This is a genomic window from Arsukibacterium sp. (genome assembly GCF_033721375.1).
GTDB lineage: Bacteria > Pseudomonadota > Gammaproteobacteria > Enterobacterales > Alteromonadaceae > Alishewanella.
The window spans coordinates 159,110-175,425 of sequence record NZ_JAWWAP010000005.1 but is presented as its reverse complement, the minus strand read 5'-3'; the positions used below and the strand labels follow the sequence as shown (position 1 = coordinate 175,425).

The 16,316-nt window shown below is 47.6% G+C and carries 11 protein-coding genes; 7 read left to right on the top strand and 4 right to left on the bottom strand.

All coding sequences use genetic code 11. From position 1 onward, the window contains the following. Positions 1-198: 198 nt before the first annotated feature. The 4 genes from R3187_RS09315 (at position 199) to R3187_RS09300 (ending at position 8,015) form a co-directional block, all read left to right on the top strand. Entirely contained in the window at positions 199-5,025 is a 4,827-nt protein-coding gene (locus tag R3187_RS09315; protein WP_318966517.1) for an NAD-glutamate dehydrogenase, read from the top strand. A gap of 70 nt (positions 5,026-5,095) precedes the next feature. Next, a complete protein-coding gene (gene pyrD, locus R3187_RS09310; protein WP_318966515.1) occupies positions 5,096-6,106 on the top strand; it encodes a quinone-dependent dihydroorotate dehydrogenase in 1,011 nt (336 codons plus the stop codon). A 117-nt stretch (positions 6,107-6,223) separates the two neighbouring features. Further along, a complete protein-coding gene (locus R3187_RS09305) occupies positions 6,224-6,742 on the top strand; it encodes a cell division protein ZapC domain-containing protein (RefSeq protein ID WP_318966514.1) in 519 nt (172 codons plus the stop codon). A gap of 58 nt (positions 6,743-6,800) precedes the next feature. Continuing rightward, on the top strand, positions 6,801-8,015 hold the full coding sequence (locus tag R3187_RS09300; RefSeq protein ID WP_318966513.1) for an SAM-dependent methyltransferase: 1,215 nt from the start codon (positions 6,801-6,803) through the stop codon (positions 8,013-8,015). A 16-nt stretch (positions 8,016-8,031) separates the two neighbouring features. Here the strand turns inward: R3187_RS09300 and R3187_RS09295 are convergent, their stop codons facing one another. The 3 genes from R3187_RS09295 to R3187_RS09285 all read right to left on the bottom strand — a co-directional run bounded on the left by R3187_RS09295 (position 8,032) and on the right by R3187_RS09285 (position 11,215). Next, positions 8,032-9,012 (bottom strand): PHB depolymerase family esterase, encoded by a 981-nt coding sequence (locus tag R3187_RS09295; RefSeq protein ID WP_318966512.1) that lies wholly within the window; start codon positions 9,010-9,012, stop codon positions 8,032-8,034. Positions 9,013-9,101: 89 nt separating this feature from the next. Beyond that, on the bottom strand, positions 9,102-10,382 hold the full coding sequence (locus tag R3187_RS09290; RefSeq protein WP_318966510.1) for an ectonucleotide pyrophosphatase/phosphodiesterase: 1,281 nt from the start codon (positions 10,380-10,382) through the stop codon (positions 9,102-9,104). A gap of 47 nt (positions 10,383-10,429) precedes the next feature. Continuing rightward, positions 10,430-11,215: an amino acid ABC transporter gene (locus R3187_RS09285; protein ID WP_318966508.1), complete on the bottom strand. Its 786-nt coding sequence runs from the start codon at positions 11,213-11,215 to the stop codon at positions 10,430-10,432. 248 nt (positions 11,216-11,463) lie between these two features. Here R3187_RS09285 and R3187_RS09280 point away from each other — a divergent pair, with 248 nt between their 5' ends. The 3 genes from R3187_RS09280 (at position 11,464) to R3187_RS09270 (ending at position 15,261) form a co-directional block, all read left to right on the top strand. Next, positions 11,464-12,708: an Nramp family divalent metal transporter gene (locus R3187_RS09280; RefSeq protein WP_318966507.1), complete on the top strand. Its 1,245-nt coding sequence runs from the start codon at positions 11,464-11,466 to the stop codon at positions 12,706-12,708. Positions 12,709-12,804: 96 nt separating this feature from the next. Further along, positions 12,805-13,860 (top strand): GGDEF domain-containing protein, encoded by a 1,056-nt coding sequence (locus R3187_RS09275; protein ID WP_318966505.1) that lies wholly within the window; start codon positions 12,805-12,807, stop codon positions 13,858-13,860. A 60-nt stretch (positions 13,861-13,920) separates the two neighbouring features. After that, positions 13,921-15,261 (top strand): DNA recombination protein RmuC, encoded by a 1,341-nt coding sequence (locus tag R3187_RS09270; protein WP_318966503.1) that lies wholly within the window; start codon positions 13,921-13,923, stop codon positions 15,259-15,261. On the opposite strand, the gene R3187_RS09265 is transcribed toward R3187_RS09270, so the two are convergent. After that, positions 15,258-16,301, bottom strand: coding sequence for a glycosyltransferase family protein (locus tag R3187_RS09265; protein ID WP_318966502.1), 1,044 nt, complete (start codon positions 16,299-16,301; stop codon positions 15,258-15,260). The genes R3187_RS09270 and R3187_RS09265 overlap by 4 nt on opposite strands. Positions 16,302-16,316 lie beyond the last annotated feature (15 nt).

Genomic DNA, 16,316 nt, shown 5'->3' with positions numbered 1-16,316 from the left:
AATGGCCGAAAGGCCATTTTCTATTTAAGCCAACTGAATAAGTTGTCAAAAGCCTTAGAAACCACTGGTTTAACCAGCATAAAAGCCAGAAATAGTGCTTCAAAAGCGCTACAATAGTCACTACACTGCGCAGCAGACAAGACCTTGTATGTTAGGTAGATCCAGCTGTAAAGCTGTGCTCTGAAAAAGGATACAATAATGGCACTGATAGACGGTCATCCCTCTGTACTACTACAAAACGTAAGCAAACTGATAAAACAAAAAGTAAAAGATCAGCCTGAGCTGGTAGAAAAATTTGCTTATACCCTTTTTGGCAATATGTCTAATGAAGATTTAGTTGGCCGCAACGACAGTGATCTGTACGGTGCCGCATTAAGTTTATGGCAGACTTTTAACCAGCATGCTGAGCCCGAAGCGCGGATCCGGGTGTACAACCCCGAAATTTCCCGGCATGGCTGGGAGTCCAAACACACTATTGTTGAAATAGTGGTTCAGGATATGCCATTTCTGGTCGACTCCGTGCGGATGGCATTAAGCCGGCACAGTATTGCCGCGCATTTATTGTTGCATTATCCGCTGCAAACCCAGCGCGATAAAACCGGTAATATTACCGATTTCTATAAACTGGGCAGTAAAGCCAGTTCGAGTACCCAGCAAACGGTTTTTCATATTGAAATAGATCGGATCACCGATGAAGCGACGATTAAGGCATTAAAATCTGAATTGCATTCAGTGATGGAAGATGTGTCACTTGCCGTGCAGGACTGGCAGCCAATTCGCCAGAAACTGCTGGATGTGACAAAGACTTTTGCCAAGCAAGGTGGTAAAGCCGCTGCTGATGAAATTAAAGAAACAACCGATTTTCTTAACTGGCTGGCCAAAGACAATTTCACCTTACTTGGCTATCGTGAATATAAAATGACCCCGGTTAAAGGGGATTATAAAATTGCCGGCGTTGATGCCAGTTCACTTGGATTAATGCGTCGCTCTGAGTCCCGCGATTTAATGTTGTCTGAACTGCCCGATGCGGGTCGCAAGCAGGCATTAAGCCCAACCGTACTGGTGCTGACGAAAACGAACAATAAATCCAGAGTCCACCGGCCAGCTTATATCGACTATGTCGGGGTTAAGCAATTTGACAAAGATGGTAAAGTGGTTGGCGAACACCGGTTTATCGGTCTGTACTCCTCGTCGCTTTACAATAACAGCGCTGCTGATATTCCCTTACTTAAAAGTAAGCTGGCCCGGGTTATGGCAATGTCGGAGTTCGCTACTGGCACCCATGCCTACAAAGCACTGTTAAATATACTTGAAACCTATCCGCGTGATGAACTGATCCAGGCCAGTGCTGACGAACTGTTACACGTTGCGATGGGGGTGCTGCAAATGCAGGAACGGGATATGACCCGTTTATTTATGCGTAAAGATGCCTTTGGCCGGTTTGTTACGGCAATGGTGTACGTGCCTCGTGAGCGTTATAACACGCAGCTACGCAAAGAAACCCAGGCTATTTTGCAACGGGCACTGGGCACCGACGAGCCGGTAGAATTTACTACTTATTTTTCAGAATCTGTGTTGGCCCGTACCCATTATCTGGTGCGGATCACTGATAGCCATGTCGAGTATAAAGTGAAAGATATTGAACGCAATCTGGTTGAAGCAGCCCGTACCTGGGAAGACAAGTTAGAAACGGCATTAACCGGTGTGTACGGTGAAGCCAGAGGTCGGGAGCTCGGCCGTAAATATGTTAATAGTTTCCCCCGTGCCTATAAAGAAGAAATGCTGCCAAGCGATGCCCTGGTAGATATTGGTAAACTTGAATCGTTAAACGATGACAACAAGTTAGAAATGCTGTTTTACCGGCCGCAGGAAGAAAGTAAAGACAGCAAAGCGGTGCGCTTAAACCTGTTCCATAAAGACCATCCCATTCATTTGTCAGACGTTTTGCCAATGCTGGAAAATTTCGGTCTGCGGGTAATTGGTGAAACGCCGTACGCAGTGAAATCTCCGGATGGCGGTGTCAGTTGGATCTTAAACTTCTCAATGGAGCTGAACGGTGAAGTGCCACTGGATTTTGCTGAAGCGCAGCAAAGTTTTCAGTTATCGTTTGCCAAAGTCTGGGGCGGCCAGCTGGAAGATGACGGTTTTAACCGGTTAATTTTAGGTGCGGGTTTATCGGGTCGTCAGGCGTCAATTATCCGCGCGTATGCCAAATATAAGAGACAGATTGGTGGAACTTTCAGTCAGAGTTATGTAGAAAGTACCTTTACCCGTTATCCCGATCTGGCCGGGTTACTGGTGCAGTTATTTGATAAAAAATTTGCGCCATCTTCCAAAGCTACGGCTAAGGTTATTGAGAAGCTGGAAGAGCAAATCAATGCCCAGCTTGAAAACGTGGCTAACCTGGACGATGACCGGATTATCCGTCGTTTTGTTTATATGATAAACGCGACACTGCGGACCAATTACTATCAGCCTGCTGCTGACGGCACAGACAAGCCGTATATCTCCTTTAAAATTAAGCCTGACTTAATTCCTGATATTCCGCTACCGCTGCCAATGTATGAAATTTTCGTCTATTCGCCGCGGGTTGAAGGGGTACATCTGCGTTTCGGTAAAGTAGCGCGCGGTGGTTTACGCTGGTCTGACCGTCGTGAAGATTTCCGTACTGAAGTGTTGGGCCTGGTAAAAGCCCAGCAGGTAAAAAATACCGTCATAGTACCATCAGGTGCCAAGGGTGGTTTTGTTTGTAAAAAACTGCCGGAAACCGGTGGCCGTGATGCCTTCATTGCTGAGGGTAAAGCATGTTACCGCACCTTTATTCGTGGTTTGCTGGATATTACCGATAACATTGTTCAGGGCAATATAGTGCCCCCTGCAAATGTCAGCCGGTTAGATGAAGATGATCCTTATCTGGTGGTTGCAGCGGACAAAGGTACTGCTACGTTCTCAGATATTTCCAACGGTATTTCTGAAGAATACGGTTTCTGGCTGGGTGATGCTTTTGCATCGGGTGGCTCTAATGGCTATGACCATAAGAAAATGGGCATTACTGCCCGGGGCGGCTGGGAAGCTGTAAAACGCCATTTCCGGGAAACAGGCATTGATTGCCAGACCACAGATTTTACCTGTGTTGGTATCGGTGATATGGCCGGAGATGTGTTTGGCAACGGCATGCTGTTATCTAAGCATATCCGCTTGCAGGTGGCATTTAACCATATGCACATCTTTGTAGACCCGAACCCGGACGCCGCCACCAGCTATGTCGAGCGGGAACGCTTGTTTAATCTGCCTACTTCTACCTGGGATGATTACGACAAATCTCTGATATCAGAAGGTGGCGGTATTTTTGCCCGCAGCGCTAAATCCATTAAGTTATCGCCGCAAATGAAAGAGATGCTGGGTACCACCAAAGCCAGTATGACGCCGAACGAGCTGATCCGCGAATGTCTGATGATGCCGGTCGACCTGATTTGGAACGGCGGTATTGGTACCTATGTTAAAGCGACGACCGAAAGCCATGCTGAAGTAGGGGATCGTGGCTCAGAGCCGCTGCGGATTAATGGTAAAGACTTAAAGGCCAAAATATTTGGTGAAGGGGGTAACCTTGGTGCTACCCAACGTGGCCGGATTGAATTTGCGGCCAATGGTGGCCGGATTAACACCGACTTTGTTGATAACGTGGGTGGCGTTACCTGTTCAGATAATGAAGTTAATATCAAAATTCTGCTCAATGCACTGGTGCAAAGTGGCGATTTAACCCTGAAACAGCGGAATAAATTACTGAATGATATGACTGACGATGTTGCTGCACTGGTGCTGAAAGAGTGCTACCGGCAAACTCAGAGCATTACCCTGTCGTCATTGCTAGGTTCAGAGCAGATAAAAGAATATACCCGTTTTATTCATGTGCTGGAGAAGGACGGCAAACTTAACCGTGAACTTGAATTCCTGCCAACAGATGATGAGCTGGCAGAGCGGATGGTGAAGGGTATTGGCCTGACCCGACCTGAACTGGCTATTTTAACAGCATACGGCAAGATGGTTCTGAAAGAGCGGTTGGTATTGCCAGAGATTTATGAGAATGCCTACTTTAAGCGGCAATTGTTCACCGCCTTCCCAGAGCTGTTGCAGAAGCAATATGCCAAAGAGATGGAAACGCATCCGCTAAAAGCAGAAATTATTGCCACTAAACTCGCCAACATGCTGGTCAATGAAATGGGGCCAAATTTCGCCCAGCGGATGCTGGAAGAAACCGGTGCCAATATCGGCGAAGTAGCGATGTGTTATGCCATTGCCCGCGATTTATTTGACTTATCTGCTGTCTGGAAACAACTGGAACAGCTGGACAATCAAATAGCAGCATCGCTGCAGAATCGCTTATTGTTCCAGTTAAGACGGACAATGCGCCGGGCAACCCGTTGGTTTATTCGCCATCGCAATAAAACTATGGACATTCAGCAAACCGTCGATTTCTTCAAGCCGGCTTACCAGGCTATTTCCCGTGATTTAGCAAGCTATCTGGCTGAAGCCGAATTGGCGCAGCTGCGTGAAAACGAACAGGGCCTGATTGATAAAGGTATACCGGCTGATATTGCCCGTTATTTAACCCAGTTAAGTACCGTATTTTCAGTGATGGATATCGCTCAGGTCAGTGATAATCAGGGTACGTCACTGGCGATGGTTGCTGAAATTTACTTTAAACTGGGTGACCGGCTTGATTTACACTGGTTCCTGGAGCAAATCACTCAGCAGCCGGTGGCCAATCACTGGCAGGCATTGGCCCGGGCTTCATATCGCGAAGAGCTGGACTGGCAGCAACGTTCACTGACAGCAGTGGTTGTCCGTAGTTGTGGTAAAGCCTGTGCAGCTGACGATGTGATTGACAGCTGGCTTAGTCAGCACCAGATCCTGGTTGAGCGCTGGCGTTTAATGCTGGCCGAATTTAAAACGACCAAGAGCCATGAGTTTGCTAAATTCTCAGTAGCAATGCGTGAACTGATGTTGTTAAGCCAGTCAGTTTAATGCTGAAATAAGCGTCGACAATGGTTACAATACCCCGGTTTCTACCGGGGTATTTTTTATTAAGGCACTTATGTTTTACTCTCTAGCAAAAAAACTGATGTTTAGCTGTGACGCCGAGCGGGCTCATAATCTGGCACTGGGCAGTCTGAAGCGATTAGCCCATACACCTGCCTCGATGCTCTGGCGCCAGCAAGTGGCCACTAAACCGGTTACTGTAGCCGGGATCCGCTTTGAAAATCCGCTGGGGCTTGCTGCCGGCCTTGATAAAAACGCTGATTGTATTGATGCCTTTGGTCAGATGGGTTTTGGTTTTATCGAAGTAGGAACCGTCACACCCCGGCCGCAGGACGGCAATGAAAAACCGCGGATTTTCCGCCTGCCTCAAGCTGAGGCCATTATTAACCGGATGGGTTTTAATAATAAAGGCGTAGATTATCTGGTGCACAATGTGAAAAACGCCAGTTATAAAGGTGTACTTGGTATTAATATCGGTAAAAACAAAGATACCTCTAATGAGCGGGGCAAGGATGATTATGTCAGCTGTATGCGCAAGGTCTATCCCCATGCCAGCTATATCACGGTAAACATTTCATCGCCGAATACTCCGGGCCTTCGGGATTTGCAGTTTGGTGATGCCTTACTCGATTTGTTGCAGACGATTAAAAATGAGCAACTCGATTTACAGGCCCAATATGATAAATACGTACCTGTTTTTGTTAAAATTGCGCCGGATATGGATAATACCGCTGTTTGTCAGGTTGCTGAGACGTTATTGAGAAGCAAAATGGATGGCGCTGTAGCCACCAATACCACGCTGGACAGAACCTTAGTGCAGGGCATGGTTCATGCGAACGAAGCTGGCGGCCTGAGTGGATTACCGGTTCAGCAGAAAAGCACAGACATTGTTAGCCAGTTACGTCAGGCGGTAGGGCCGAAACTACCGATTATCGGGGTAGGGGGCATTAACGACAGTGCATCTGCCCAGGCTAAACTGGCGGCGGGTGCCAATTTAGTGCAAGTTTATACCGGCTTTATCTATCATGGGCCCGCTTTAGTTAAAACGATCATCAATGGCTTATAAAGATCAGTTTGCGATCCGGGATTGTTATAAATAAATAATCTTTAACACACTGATCAACATGCTATAGTGATGAAAACCATAAGATAATTCAATAACTTGTTTGAAAAGGATTTGACCATGTTAACGCCATCGGAGCGCTGGAGCTGGACATACTGTCAACAACGCGACCGTTTACTGCTGGATATCAGTGAGCAGGCTCAGTTCTGCTCAAATTTAACATCCCGCCAGCTGGTAGCGTTGCCTGAGCAGCAAAGCTTTTCAATTGCCGAAGCAGAATTGTTCTGGCAATTTATGGAAGGCATGGAGACGTTTGCAATAAGCCACGAACAACGACTGGAAATGTGCCTGCATGCGCTTAGTTATCAGTATTTGCAGTTACAGGCCCATAAAAGCTGGTATTTTCCTGAGCAGGTTAGCACCCGGGTCCAACTTGCTGAGCTGGTGAGTATTGTTGGCACAAGCGGCCGGGTGGCGGCATTAGTTATTGCTGAAGATGCGGATTGTGTCTGTTGTTTAATGCTGGATGACGTGCAAACCCTGGCAAATAAAATTATTAAGCGTACTTCAGTAGTGCGACTGCTACGCAACCGGGTCAGTCCGTTAAATCAACCAACAATGTTAGCCCGTAGTGCCTGAAAGCCAGTGATAATGTTATTATAACCCGCTGTCGCTATCAATATTTCAGGAGCAGGGTTTGACTGCATCGTTGCCAACATCATCTGACTCATCGGTTTCCATAAATAATGCTGAGCTGCAGCGTTTCATTACGTTGTTAGCACAGGCCATGTCAGACAACAGTTTACAGCGACTGCTGCTGAGTAAATATCAGGGCCCACAAAGCGATTTACAGCGTCTGGTCATCAGGCCGGTTGAGATTAAATCAGAGTTACGCTGGCGTTTTGTCTGGCAGTACCAGACCAATCATCAAACCCGGAATTATCCGCTGCATGACGCACTCGATTTGCTGACTGAGCTGATAGCTGGCCAGTTTAAAGCAGCTCAATTATCGACTTCCAGCAGCGAAGTGCAACTGACAATCAGTAAAAAAGGCAAAGCGCTGCTCAATAGTAAAAAACACACGATAACGCAACAACCAGATACCAGCCACAACCGAAACAAAAAACGGTTTGTGGAACAAAGCCGGCCATTTCTGAGCGCCCTGGGTGTTACGGATCAGCAGGGGCAGCTTATTCCCGCGATGGCCAATAAATGGAAGCAAATAAACAAGTTTATTGAAATCCTGCAAGGCGCGGTTAAAGACAGCGGGCTGTTGCAGGCGAAGCAGTTGCATGTGGCAGATTTTGGTTCTGGTAAAGCTTATCTGACATTTGCTATGCACGATTTCTTTTGTCATACCCTTGGCCTGAAGGCACAGATAACCGGCGTCGAGTTGCGCCAGAATCTGGTCGATCTCTGTAACAGCACGGCGACGGAACTTAACCTTGAGGGTTTACAGTTTGAACAGGGGGACGTGAAGCATTTTAAAGCCCGCGGTATTAATGTCATGGTGGCGTTGCATGCCTGCGATGTCGCCACCGATTATGCTATTAATATGGGGATCCGCACCGGCGCTGACATTATTATGTGCTCACCCTGTTGTCATAAAGAGATACGGCCACAGATCCGCTTGCCAGACGTTATGGCGCCGATGTTGGTGCATGGTATCCACCTTGGTCAGGAAGCTGAAATGGTAACCGACAGTTTACGGGCGTTGTTATTGGAAGCTCACGGTTATCACACCAAGGTCTTTGAATTTATTTCGCTGGAGCATACCAGTAAAAATAAAATGATCCTGGCTACCCGGCGGAAAAACCCACCGGATAACAGTGCTGTGCTGCAGCAAATTGCCGCGATTAAACAGTTTTACAACATAAAGCAGCAGTGCCTGGAGCAACTGCTGCTGTTGTAACGAATTACCGTCTTTATCAGTTCTTGCCGGTCAGCTGCTCAGTTAGTGACATAACTGCTTGTAACTGCGGTGCCTGCCGGCTGATATAGTGCTCTGTGCTATATCCCCACCAATCCCAGCAGCCGTGCGGGTTAAGTGCACTGGGAGCAGCCTGCGGATACAGGATCACCAGATTGTTAGTATCAGCATAGTGGTTTAAAACTGTGCCACTAATATAAGCATCATCAACGACTGCGGCATGCTGCTTACAACCATGAAAACTAATGTGCAGCTGGCAAGGCTCGCCTGCAGCGCATTGGCTTGGAATATAGGCATAGCCGGTTTTTGCCAGATGACTTGCTGCCTGGGTTTGAGGCAGCTGCCGGATGCTTCCCGAAGTGCTGGCTACCTTGGGCTTAATGTCACCTAACAGATGCCGCAGCAGCTCACCGGCGGCGTCATAATTGCAGCTGGCAATGAACGGTGGCTCAGATATATCACACGCAGTGCCGCTATCGCTGTCTGTCGGAAAATGATGGGCAAAAGGTTGCTCAGATACCAGCTTGATACTGTTAGCTGGCAGCCACTGTTGATACTGGTTGTACAACGCTTTACCTACGTTTGGATGGACCGTCGTATCCTCACTGCCATGCAGGATCCAGACTTTATCATCCTGCAGATTTTGGCGGGGAGCAAGTTGCTGTTGCTGCTCAAGGGTAGTCAGATACTGTTCAATTGCGGTTAAATCAGGGTTACTTTCCGGCTTGCCCATACAATTGGCAAACGCCGTTGCCAGATTATTCTGTGCGCAATACAGCGGGCCGCCGGCAATAATCGCAGCACCACTGACTTTGTCAGAAAATGCCAGATGAAACTGCGCCGCCATGTAGCCGCCGGATGAAAGACCAGATACGGTGATATCCCCGGTTAACTGCAAATCAGAACTTGCTACGGCAAAAGCTGGTGCTCCGGCAACTAAACCAATGATAGCGGCTTTAACTAATACGTTATTTTTCATAAATATCCCTGCTGACAACGAATACTGTTTACCATTACATAGTCGGAATTTTCTAACAATAGCGCTTTAGTACTGTCGGCTAAGCCTGATTATTGCTGCTTCAGTTGCAGCAACTGACTGGCCCAGGCAGGATCGCCATCATTGGCTGCAGGTGAAATACCTAAAATTGCACACATCAGATTATATAACTCAATGTTGGCGAAGGCCGGAATGGTTTTGCCGTTGGCAAAAGCCGGGCCATGGCCAATAAATATTGCCTGCATTTGCGGAGCAATGTTGTCATAGCCATGACTACCGGTAACTGATTGCTGAGCCAGTTTCGCTTGCCAGCGTTGATACTGACTTTGCTGCATTAAACGCCAGCCTGGCTCAGGTATTATCAGTAAAGGCGCCACCCGCTTGCTTTGTTTGTAGTGCCAGCGCCCGGGCAAATCCGACTTACGATACACCTTGGCACTATCGGGTAAGCCAGAACTCAGTTGCTGGTAAATACTCTCCAGCTGCCCGGGTTTAGGAAAAATGGAAACTATTTCCGGTGTCCACAGTGTCAGTGCGGCCTGACTGGTAGCAAACATGTTATCTACGACAATCACCTGTTCTGGCGGTACTTCTGCCATGCCATGATCAGATACCAGCATCAGATTGACCTGATTAAACAGCTTTCGTTGTTTCAATCCATCAATCAGCTCGCCAATAGCATTGTCAACTTCAGCCACCGCTGCTTTTACCTGCGGTGAGTCAGGGCCATAACGATGGCCAGCATCATCAATAGTGCTGAAATACAACGTCAGAAAAGCCGGACGTTCCGCTTTTGGCAATGATAACCAGCTAAGCACTGACTGCACCCGCTCACTGTTACTGATAGCACCGTCATAAGCCTGCCAGTAGCTGGGCCGGATACCTTTTATATCAGCTTCAGAACCGGGATAAAAAAAGGTTGCGGTTTTAATGCCCTGCAACTCTGCAGTTACCCAGACCGGTTCGCCCAGCCACCAGCGGCCATCAGTAACTTCTTCCGGCTTACTCATTCTGAATATGGCATCAAAATCGGCATCGTAAATATTATTCTCAGTTATACCGTGATTACCCGGGTACAAACCCGTGACGATACTGTAATGATTGGGAAACGTTTTAGTGGGAAATGCCGGCTGCATGGCTTTGGCAACGATACCTTCTACCATTAGCTTTTCAATATGCGGGGCCGGGTATTTTCCCAGATATTGCTGACTGAAACCGTCCAGCGAGATAAGAATGACAACCGGATCAACTGGCATTTGCTTTGCAACATTGTCGTTTGAACTACAGGCTGTAACAGCAAACAAAGTCAGCATTATCAGCAAGCTGGCTAAACTATTAAAAATGGTACTCATCCCAATATACTCTTGTTAAGTTTGTAAACTACTTTTACCAATCCAAGTTAAAAACCTTCAGGATAAGCCAGATATTCAACGTAACGCTCCCGGTGCAGAGTCTGCGGTAACGCCTGCCATAACCGTTCAGTAAGTACCGGATAATCCTGATAGAACTGCTTACTAATCATCAGATAGCCAACCGAGAAATAAACCGGCGGTTGCAGTATTTTAAGCGGTAAGTTATCAATATCCCTGCGCTTAGCTGCTAAACCATTCAGCTGACAGGTTACCGTCGTTGCATCAACCCGGCCGGATACAACCAGCTCCAGCGCCTGCTCCGGCGAGTGCGCCCCAACCAGTACGGCATGCTCAGGAAATGGCAATGGCCTGTAGCCATAAGGTCTGGCGATCGTCAGGCTGGATGCCGGGTCAGTTATTTTTGTCGCCAGATTGGTGTCAAAGCGATGGGCCAGACATAGAGCGTTAGTATTAATGGCTCTGGCCGGATCGGGTTGGCCATCCTCGTCCCGCGGATACATGGTGTAGTGTTGCCGCTCAGGGCTATGAGCGGCAACCAAAGCATCAACCTGATTGTCTGCCAGTTGCTGCAGGCAGCGCAGCCAGGGCATCCTGACCACAGCCAGTGAAATACCGGCAGTAGCTGCTGCCTGTTGCAAGTGTTCGATTGCAGCGCCTGGCGAGGTTGCAACTTTTGCGCTGTCACCAGCATAGTAAGGTAACAGCTGCTTATCTTCATAACAAAAACGCAGTGTTACTGACTGCAGGCTGTTGGCGGCAGCTTGGTCAGCACTTACTGTAAAAAACACTGCAGCCAGGGCAGTCGAGATCACAGCACAAAGCAGGCTGCCGGCGCGCTTGTTTTGTCTGAATTGTATTAAAATAACAACCTCCGCAAAGTTGCGACACTACGGTATTTCAACAGCAGTATAACCCTTATGCCGGTAAAGCACAGCCGGCTGACAGGAGTAAACCGTTAACGGTTGACCGAGACTGCTTTAAGTTTACCGCTAGACTGGGCAGGTATTATGCAGGCATTATCACCGTCAGAATAATAAAATTAATCAGATGAAGTGCTGTTATGACAACTAAAACACCTTTTTTCAGCTTTGGACCAGCTACCCTGGTTACCGCTGCCTTTATAGGTCCGGGGACGGTTATCAGTGCTTCCCTGGCGGGCGCAAACTATGGTTATGCGTTACTTTGGGCGCTGGTATTTTCGGTGTTTGCCACCATGGTTTTGCAGGAAATGGCCGCCCGGCTGGGGATCGTCACCGGGCAGGGGCTTGGCGAAAATATCCGGCTCTTTTTTAGCAATCCCTGGCTCAGGTATCCGTTGATGTTACTGATAATCTCAGCCATCGTTATAGGTAACAGCGCCTATCAGGGGGGTAATATCAGCGGTGCCAGTATGGGTGCCGATGCATTGTGGCAACATAGTTGGCCGGTAATGGCACTACGTGATTACGGGCTGGCAAATCCGTGGGCGCTGCTAATTGGCCTGGTGGCTACTGCCATATTGTGGCGTGGCAATTATGCCATACTGGAGCGTTGCTTAATTGCGCTGGTGCTGATAATGAGCCTGGCTTTCCTGCTAACCCTGTTGTTAAGTAAACCTGATTATCTGGCTTTACTCCGGGGCTTAGTCAGGCCGGTGCTGCCCGATGGCGCTTTACTAACCGTTATTGCTCTGGTAGGCACAACAGTTGTGCCTTATTCACTTTTTCTGCATGCAGCGGCCAGTGCCCGTAAATGGCAAAGTTCAGCGTTGACCAAACAGCAACAGCTGGCGCTGTCTGATGCAGATATTCGAACTGCTATACCGCTCGGCGGCTTAATTTCGATAGCCATCCTATCTACTGCTGCAGCGGCTTTTTTCGGCCGGGAGCACAGCATTAACAGTGCGGTTGATTTAGCGCAATCATTACAACCTTTAGCAGGTGAAGCTGCTGTCTGGTTAATGGCGGGCGGGTTACTGGCTGCCGGCATAAGCTCTGCAATAACAGCGCCTCTGGCAGCGGCTTATGCGCTTAATGGCTTAATTCCATTGACAACAAAGCAGTTCAGAGCCTGCTGGTTATCAATAATTCTGATTGGTGTCGGCTTATCTTCAGCGGGGGTAAAGCCATTAGCGATAATCTGGTTTGCTCAGGTAGCAAATGGTATTTTATTACCGGTAATAAGTTTGTCGTTATTGGTCGCGGTCAACTCTTCAATCATGGGAGAGTACAGAAATACCTTTCGTCAGAATATTGTTGCTACAGTAGTATGGTTGTTAACATTGCTATTAAGTGGCCGTAGTTTATATTTGACCATAATTGCCTGAGATTGAATTAGTAATAATTGCATCTTTAAAATGGTTCATTGTTAGATAGCCGGGTATCATTTAATATGCTTTGGTAATCAGTTAGCAGGGGCTTTGGTGTTAAAACACTTTATAACCAATAATCACCGGTTTAAACCTGCTGATCCAGAGTATCAGCAGGTTTATCTGATTAATGGCATGCTGCTTGGTATGATTGTCATTTTTACTTTTTTCTTTTTTGTAAATCTGGCTTTTTTTTCATTATACAGTGTCGCCTTGCTCGATTTTATAGCCGCTGCCCTGGCCGCGACATTACTACGCCGCTTTCAGCTTTCCAATAATGTGCGCCAGGGCGCTAATCATACAGTTTTACTGCTTGGCGGATTTTTAATTGGTTATCTTTGTTTTGCAGCTCCGCACTTTTACGCGTTGTACTGGTTATGTATTTTTCCTCCTCTGGCCTTTTTTTTGTTGGGCCGGGGGCGTGGACTCATTGCTACCGCTGTATTTATGGGGCTGCTTACCTTACTGCTGGTATGGCGCTCAGCATCCTGGCCGGCCGCCAGTTTTTCAGTCGAATCTCTGCTAAATGTCGCGCTTGCCTCAATTTGTCTTGTGATATTAGTGCACTACTACGAAGTAAGCCGTTTTGAAGTATTAAGAGCGCTGGCAACTCAGCACCGACAACTGCAACGCTTATCTGTAACGGATACACTCACCGGGCTGTTTAACCGCAGCAAACTGGACGAGATCCTCAGTCAGGAAATAGCCCGCTCCATCCGCCATCAAAGCCCTTTTAGTGTCATCCTGGCTGATTTAGACTTTTTTAAAGCAGTTAATGATAATTTCGGCCATATGGCTGGGGATCAGGTTTTGATAGCGTTTGCCGGTATTATGCAACAACACTGCCGAGAGCTTGATGTGGCGGGGCGTTGGGGAGGCGAAGAATTTTTAGTTGTCTGCCCTCATACTGATCTTGCCGGAGCAAAACTATTAGCCGAGCGGATAAGAATCGCTGTTGAGACCCATGACTTTGTGCACGGCAAGCAGTTAACAGTAAGCCTTGGCATAGCCAGTTTTATTCGTGATGATAACGCAAATACGATGCTGAAGCGGGCTGATGACGCCTTGTACCGAGCAAAAGCCAAAGGTCGCAACAGAGTTGAAATGTAACCGGCTGTGGTACTCTTCAACTAATACGCGTAACTAACTAATTATCAGGGCTGCTTATTTATGAATTTCCAATTTACGCCGCTGACGCTTTCATTGCTGGCGATGGCGTTAATTATACTTGGTTTGTTAGTGGTAATAGTCAGTCTGCAACGGGGCCAGCGTGAGCAGCAATTTAATCTGGCCAAAAGCGAAAACCAAACTCAGTTATGGCAACAACAGTATCAGCAGTTGCAGCAGCAGCATCACAATTTGCAGCAACAATATCAGCAACTGGCCATTGATCATGCCAGATTAGGTAGCTCGTTGCAGGAAAAACAGCTGCACTTTGCTGAGCAATTGCAATTGCTGGAGCAGAACAAAGCGGCGTTAAAGCAGGAGTTTGAGCTACTGGCAACTGAAATTTTAGAACGTAAAGGTGAAGTTTTTAAACACCAGAATCAGGAAAGTATGCGCCAGCTGCTTACCCCCTTACAGCAGGATATGCAGGGTTTCAGACAAAAAGTAGAATTGCTGCATACTGAAGAAACCAAGCAGCGGTCTGAACTTAAAACTGAATTAAAGCAGTTACAAGCACTTAATCAGCAGATTACCACTGAAGCCAGCCAGCTTAGTAAAGCCTTACAGGGCGAGCGCAAAGTTCAGGGCAACTGGGGCGAGTTGATGCTGGAGAATGTGCTGGATAATAGTGGCCTGCAGTCAGGTAAAGATTATAAGCGTGAAGCCAGTTTTAATACTGACAGTGGCCGGCAGCGACCGGATGTGGTTATTTACCTGCCGCAGGGGAAACACTTAATCATTGATGCTAAAACATCTCTGTCGGCTTACACCCGTTATGTTAACGCTGAAGATGACGCCAGCAGGCTGCTGGCATTAAAAGCCCATATCGCGGCCGTTAAAGATCGGATAACTGAACTGGCTGACAAAAGCTACTATCAGATAGCAGGCTTAAACTCGCCGGAAGTGGTGTTTATGTTTATTCCAATTGAGTCGGCTTACGTTGCCGCCCTGCAGCATGACAGCCAGTTATTTCAGCAGGCACTTGATCGCAATATTCTGGTGACTACACCAACAACCTTATTAACCAGTCTGAATATTGTCCGGCAGCTATGGCGCTTTGAAGATCAGAATAAACATACTGCTGAACTGGCTAACCGGGCTGAAAAATTTTATCAGAAGTTAAAAACCTTTCTCGATAGTATGCAGGGGGTAGGCAAGCAGCTGGATAAGGCGCGGGAGAGTTATGACAAGGCGCTTGGTCAACTGGTTACCGGCAAAGGAAATTTGATAAAGCAGGCGGCTGAGTTTAAGGATTTAGGTGTTGCGGTAAAAACAGAGTTAGATCAGGAACTGGTCGAGCGAGCCCGGCTTGAACTCGATATCAGCAGTGGGCAGCAGGACTAATCATGCGTTTGCTGCCATACAGACGCAGCTAACGCGTTAATAGATGTCGTACAACCCTGCTTCAGCCAGCGGGCAATAGCCAATGCGGGATCAGGCAGCGGGTACGGTTCAGCAGCCGGCCGGTAAAGCCAGTTTAACAATGGCTCTGGTGTAAACTGATTAAACTGCTGCGCCTTGCCCATTTTCAGCAGGGTATAGGTATTGTAAGCCTGTTCTATCTGCCCCTGCAGCGGCTTTACCAGCAGTTTTTTACCGGCAATAAGTGCTTCACTGCACAAGCCAAAACCGCTGTTACAAATTACGCCGCTGCAGTGTTGTAAGTCGGTTGGGAAGGCACTACGACTTAGCGGCAGGATGGTAACATTGTCTTCTGTACGAAGGGCCCGGACGTTGGCATACAGTTTAAAATGCCAGCTTGGACACTGTTTTAACCAATCAATTACCCCGGACAGTTGTTCAAAAGGTAAGTAAACCAGCACAAAGGGCGGCTTAGCATCATTATCATTGTTACTGAGGCTCTGCGGTGGAACAGGGGCGAGCAACGGTGGCAATAAGTCAGGGAATTCAGGTTGCCAATGCACGCCCAGCATTAGTTTTGCCGGCGCAAAGCCTGAGACCGCCGTTTTTAACCAGGGCGCAGACTGCTTTCCTGCCAATGGATATCTTAGTGAGTACTGCCGTGCCAGGCCTACCGATAGTTTGCCCTGACGCTTTGCCGCCCAGGCCGTTACCGGTTCAAAGTCTGTCAGAACGACATCATAGCTTGTTAAATCTAATTGGCGTATATCCCGGTAAAATTGTAATGGCTGTAATTGCCGAAAGGTTGTCAGCTTCTGTACCTTGCCCTTAGCTGTGGCAAAAGTAAAACCGGTTGCCCAGCGATAATCACCAAACATTTCCATCTCAAACAACTGCTGCTTTGAGCGGCCACTAAACAGAAAATCGACTTCTATTCCCTGTTGCTGTAACGCAGGTAGTAAGGCTCTGGCCCTGGTGATATGGCCATTGCCGGTAGCCTGGACGCCATAAAGGATCTTCATTTGGGTTTTACTGTA

Excerpts from the sequence above, each read along its gene's own strand:
- R3187_RS09270 (WP_318966503.1), top strand. The coding sequence starts at position 13,921 with ATGAATTTCCAATTTACGCCGCTGACGCTTTCATTGCTGGCGATGGCG.
- R3187_RS09280 (WP_318966507.1), top strand. The coding sequence starts at position 11,464 with ATGACAACTAAAACACCTTTTTTCAGCTTTGGACCAGCTACCCTGGTT.
- R3187_RS09265 (WP_318966502.1), bottom strand. The coding sequence starts at position 16,301 with ATGAAGATCCTTTATGGCGTCCAGGCTACCGGCAATGGCCATATCACC.
- R3187_RS09315 (WP_318966517.1), top strand. The coding sequence starts at position 199 with ATGGCACTGATAGACGGTCATCCCTCTGTACTACTACAAAACGTAAGC.
- pyrD (WP_318966515.1), top strand. The coding sequence starts at position 5,096 with ATGTTTTACTCTCTAGCAAAAAAACTGATGTTTAGCTGTGACGCCGAG.
- R3187_RS09295 (WP_318966512.1), bottom strand. The coding sequence starts at position 9,012 with ATGAAAAATAACGTATTAGTTAAAGCCGCTATCATTGGTTTAGTTGCC.
- R3187_RS09305 (WP_318966514.1), top strand. The coding sequence starts at position 6,224 with ATGTTAACGCCATCGGAGCGCTGGAGCTGGACATACTGTCAACAACGC.
- R3187_RS09290 (WP_318966510.1), bottom strand. The coding sequence starts at position 10,382 with ATGAGTACCATTTTTAATAGTTTAGCCAGCTTGCTGATAATGCTGACT.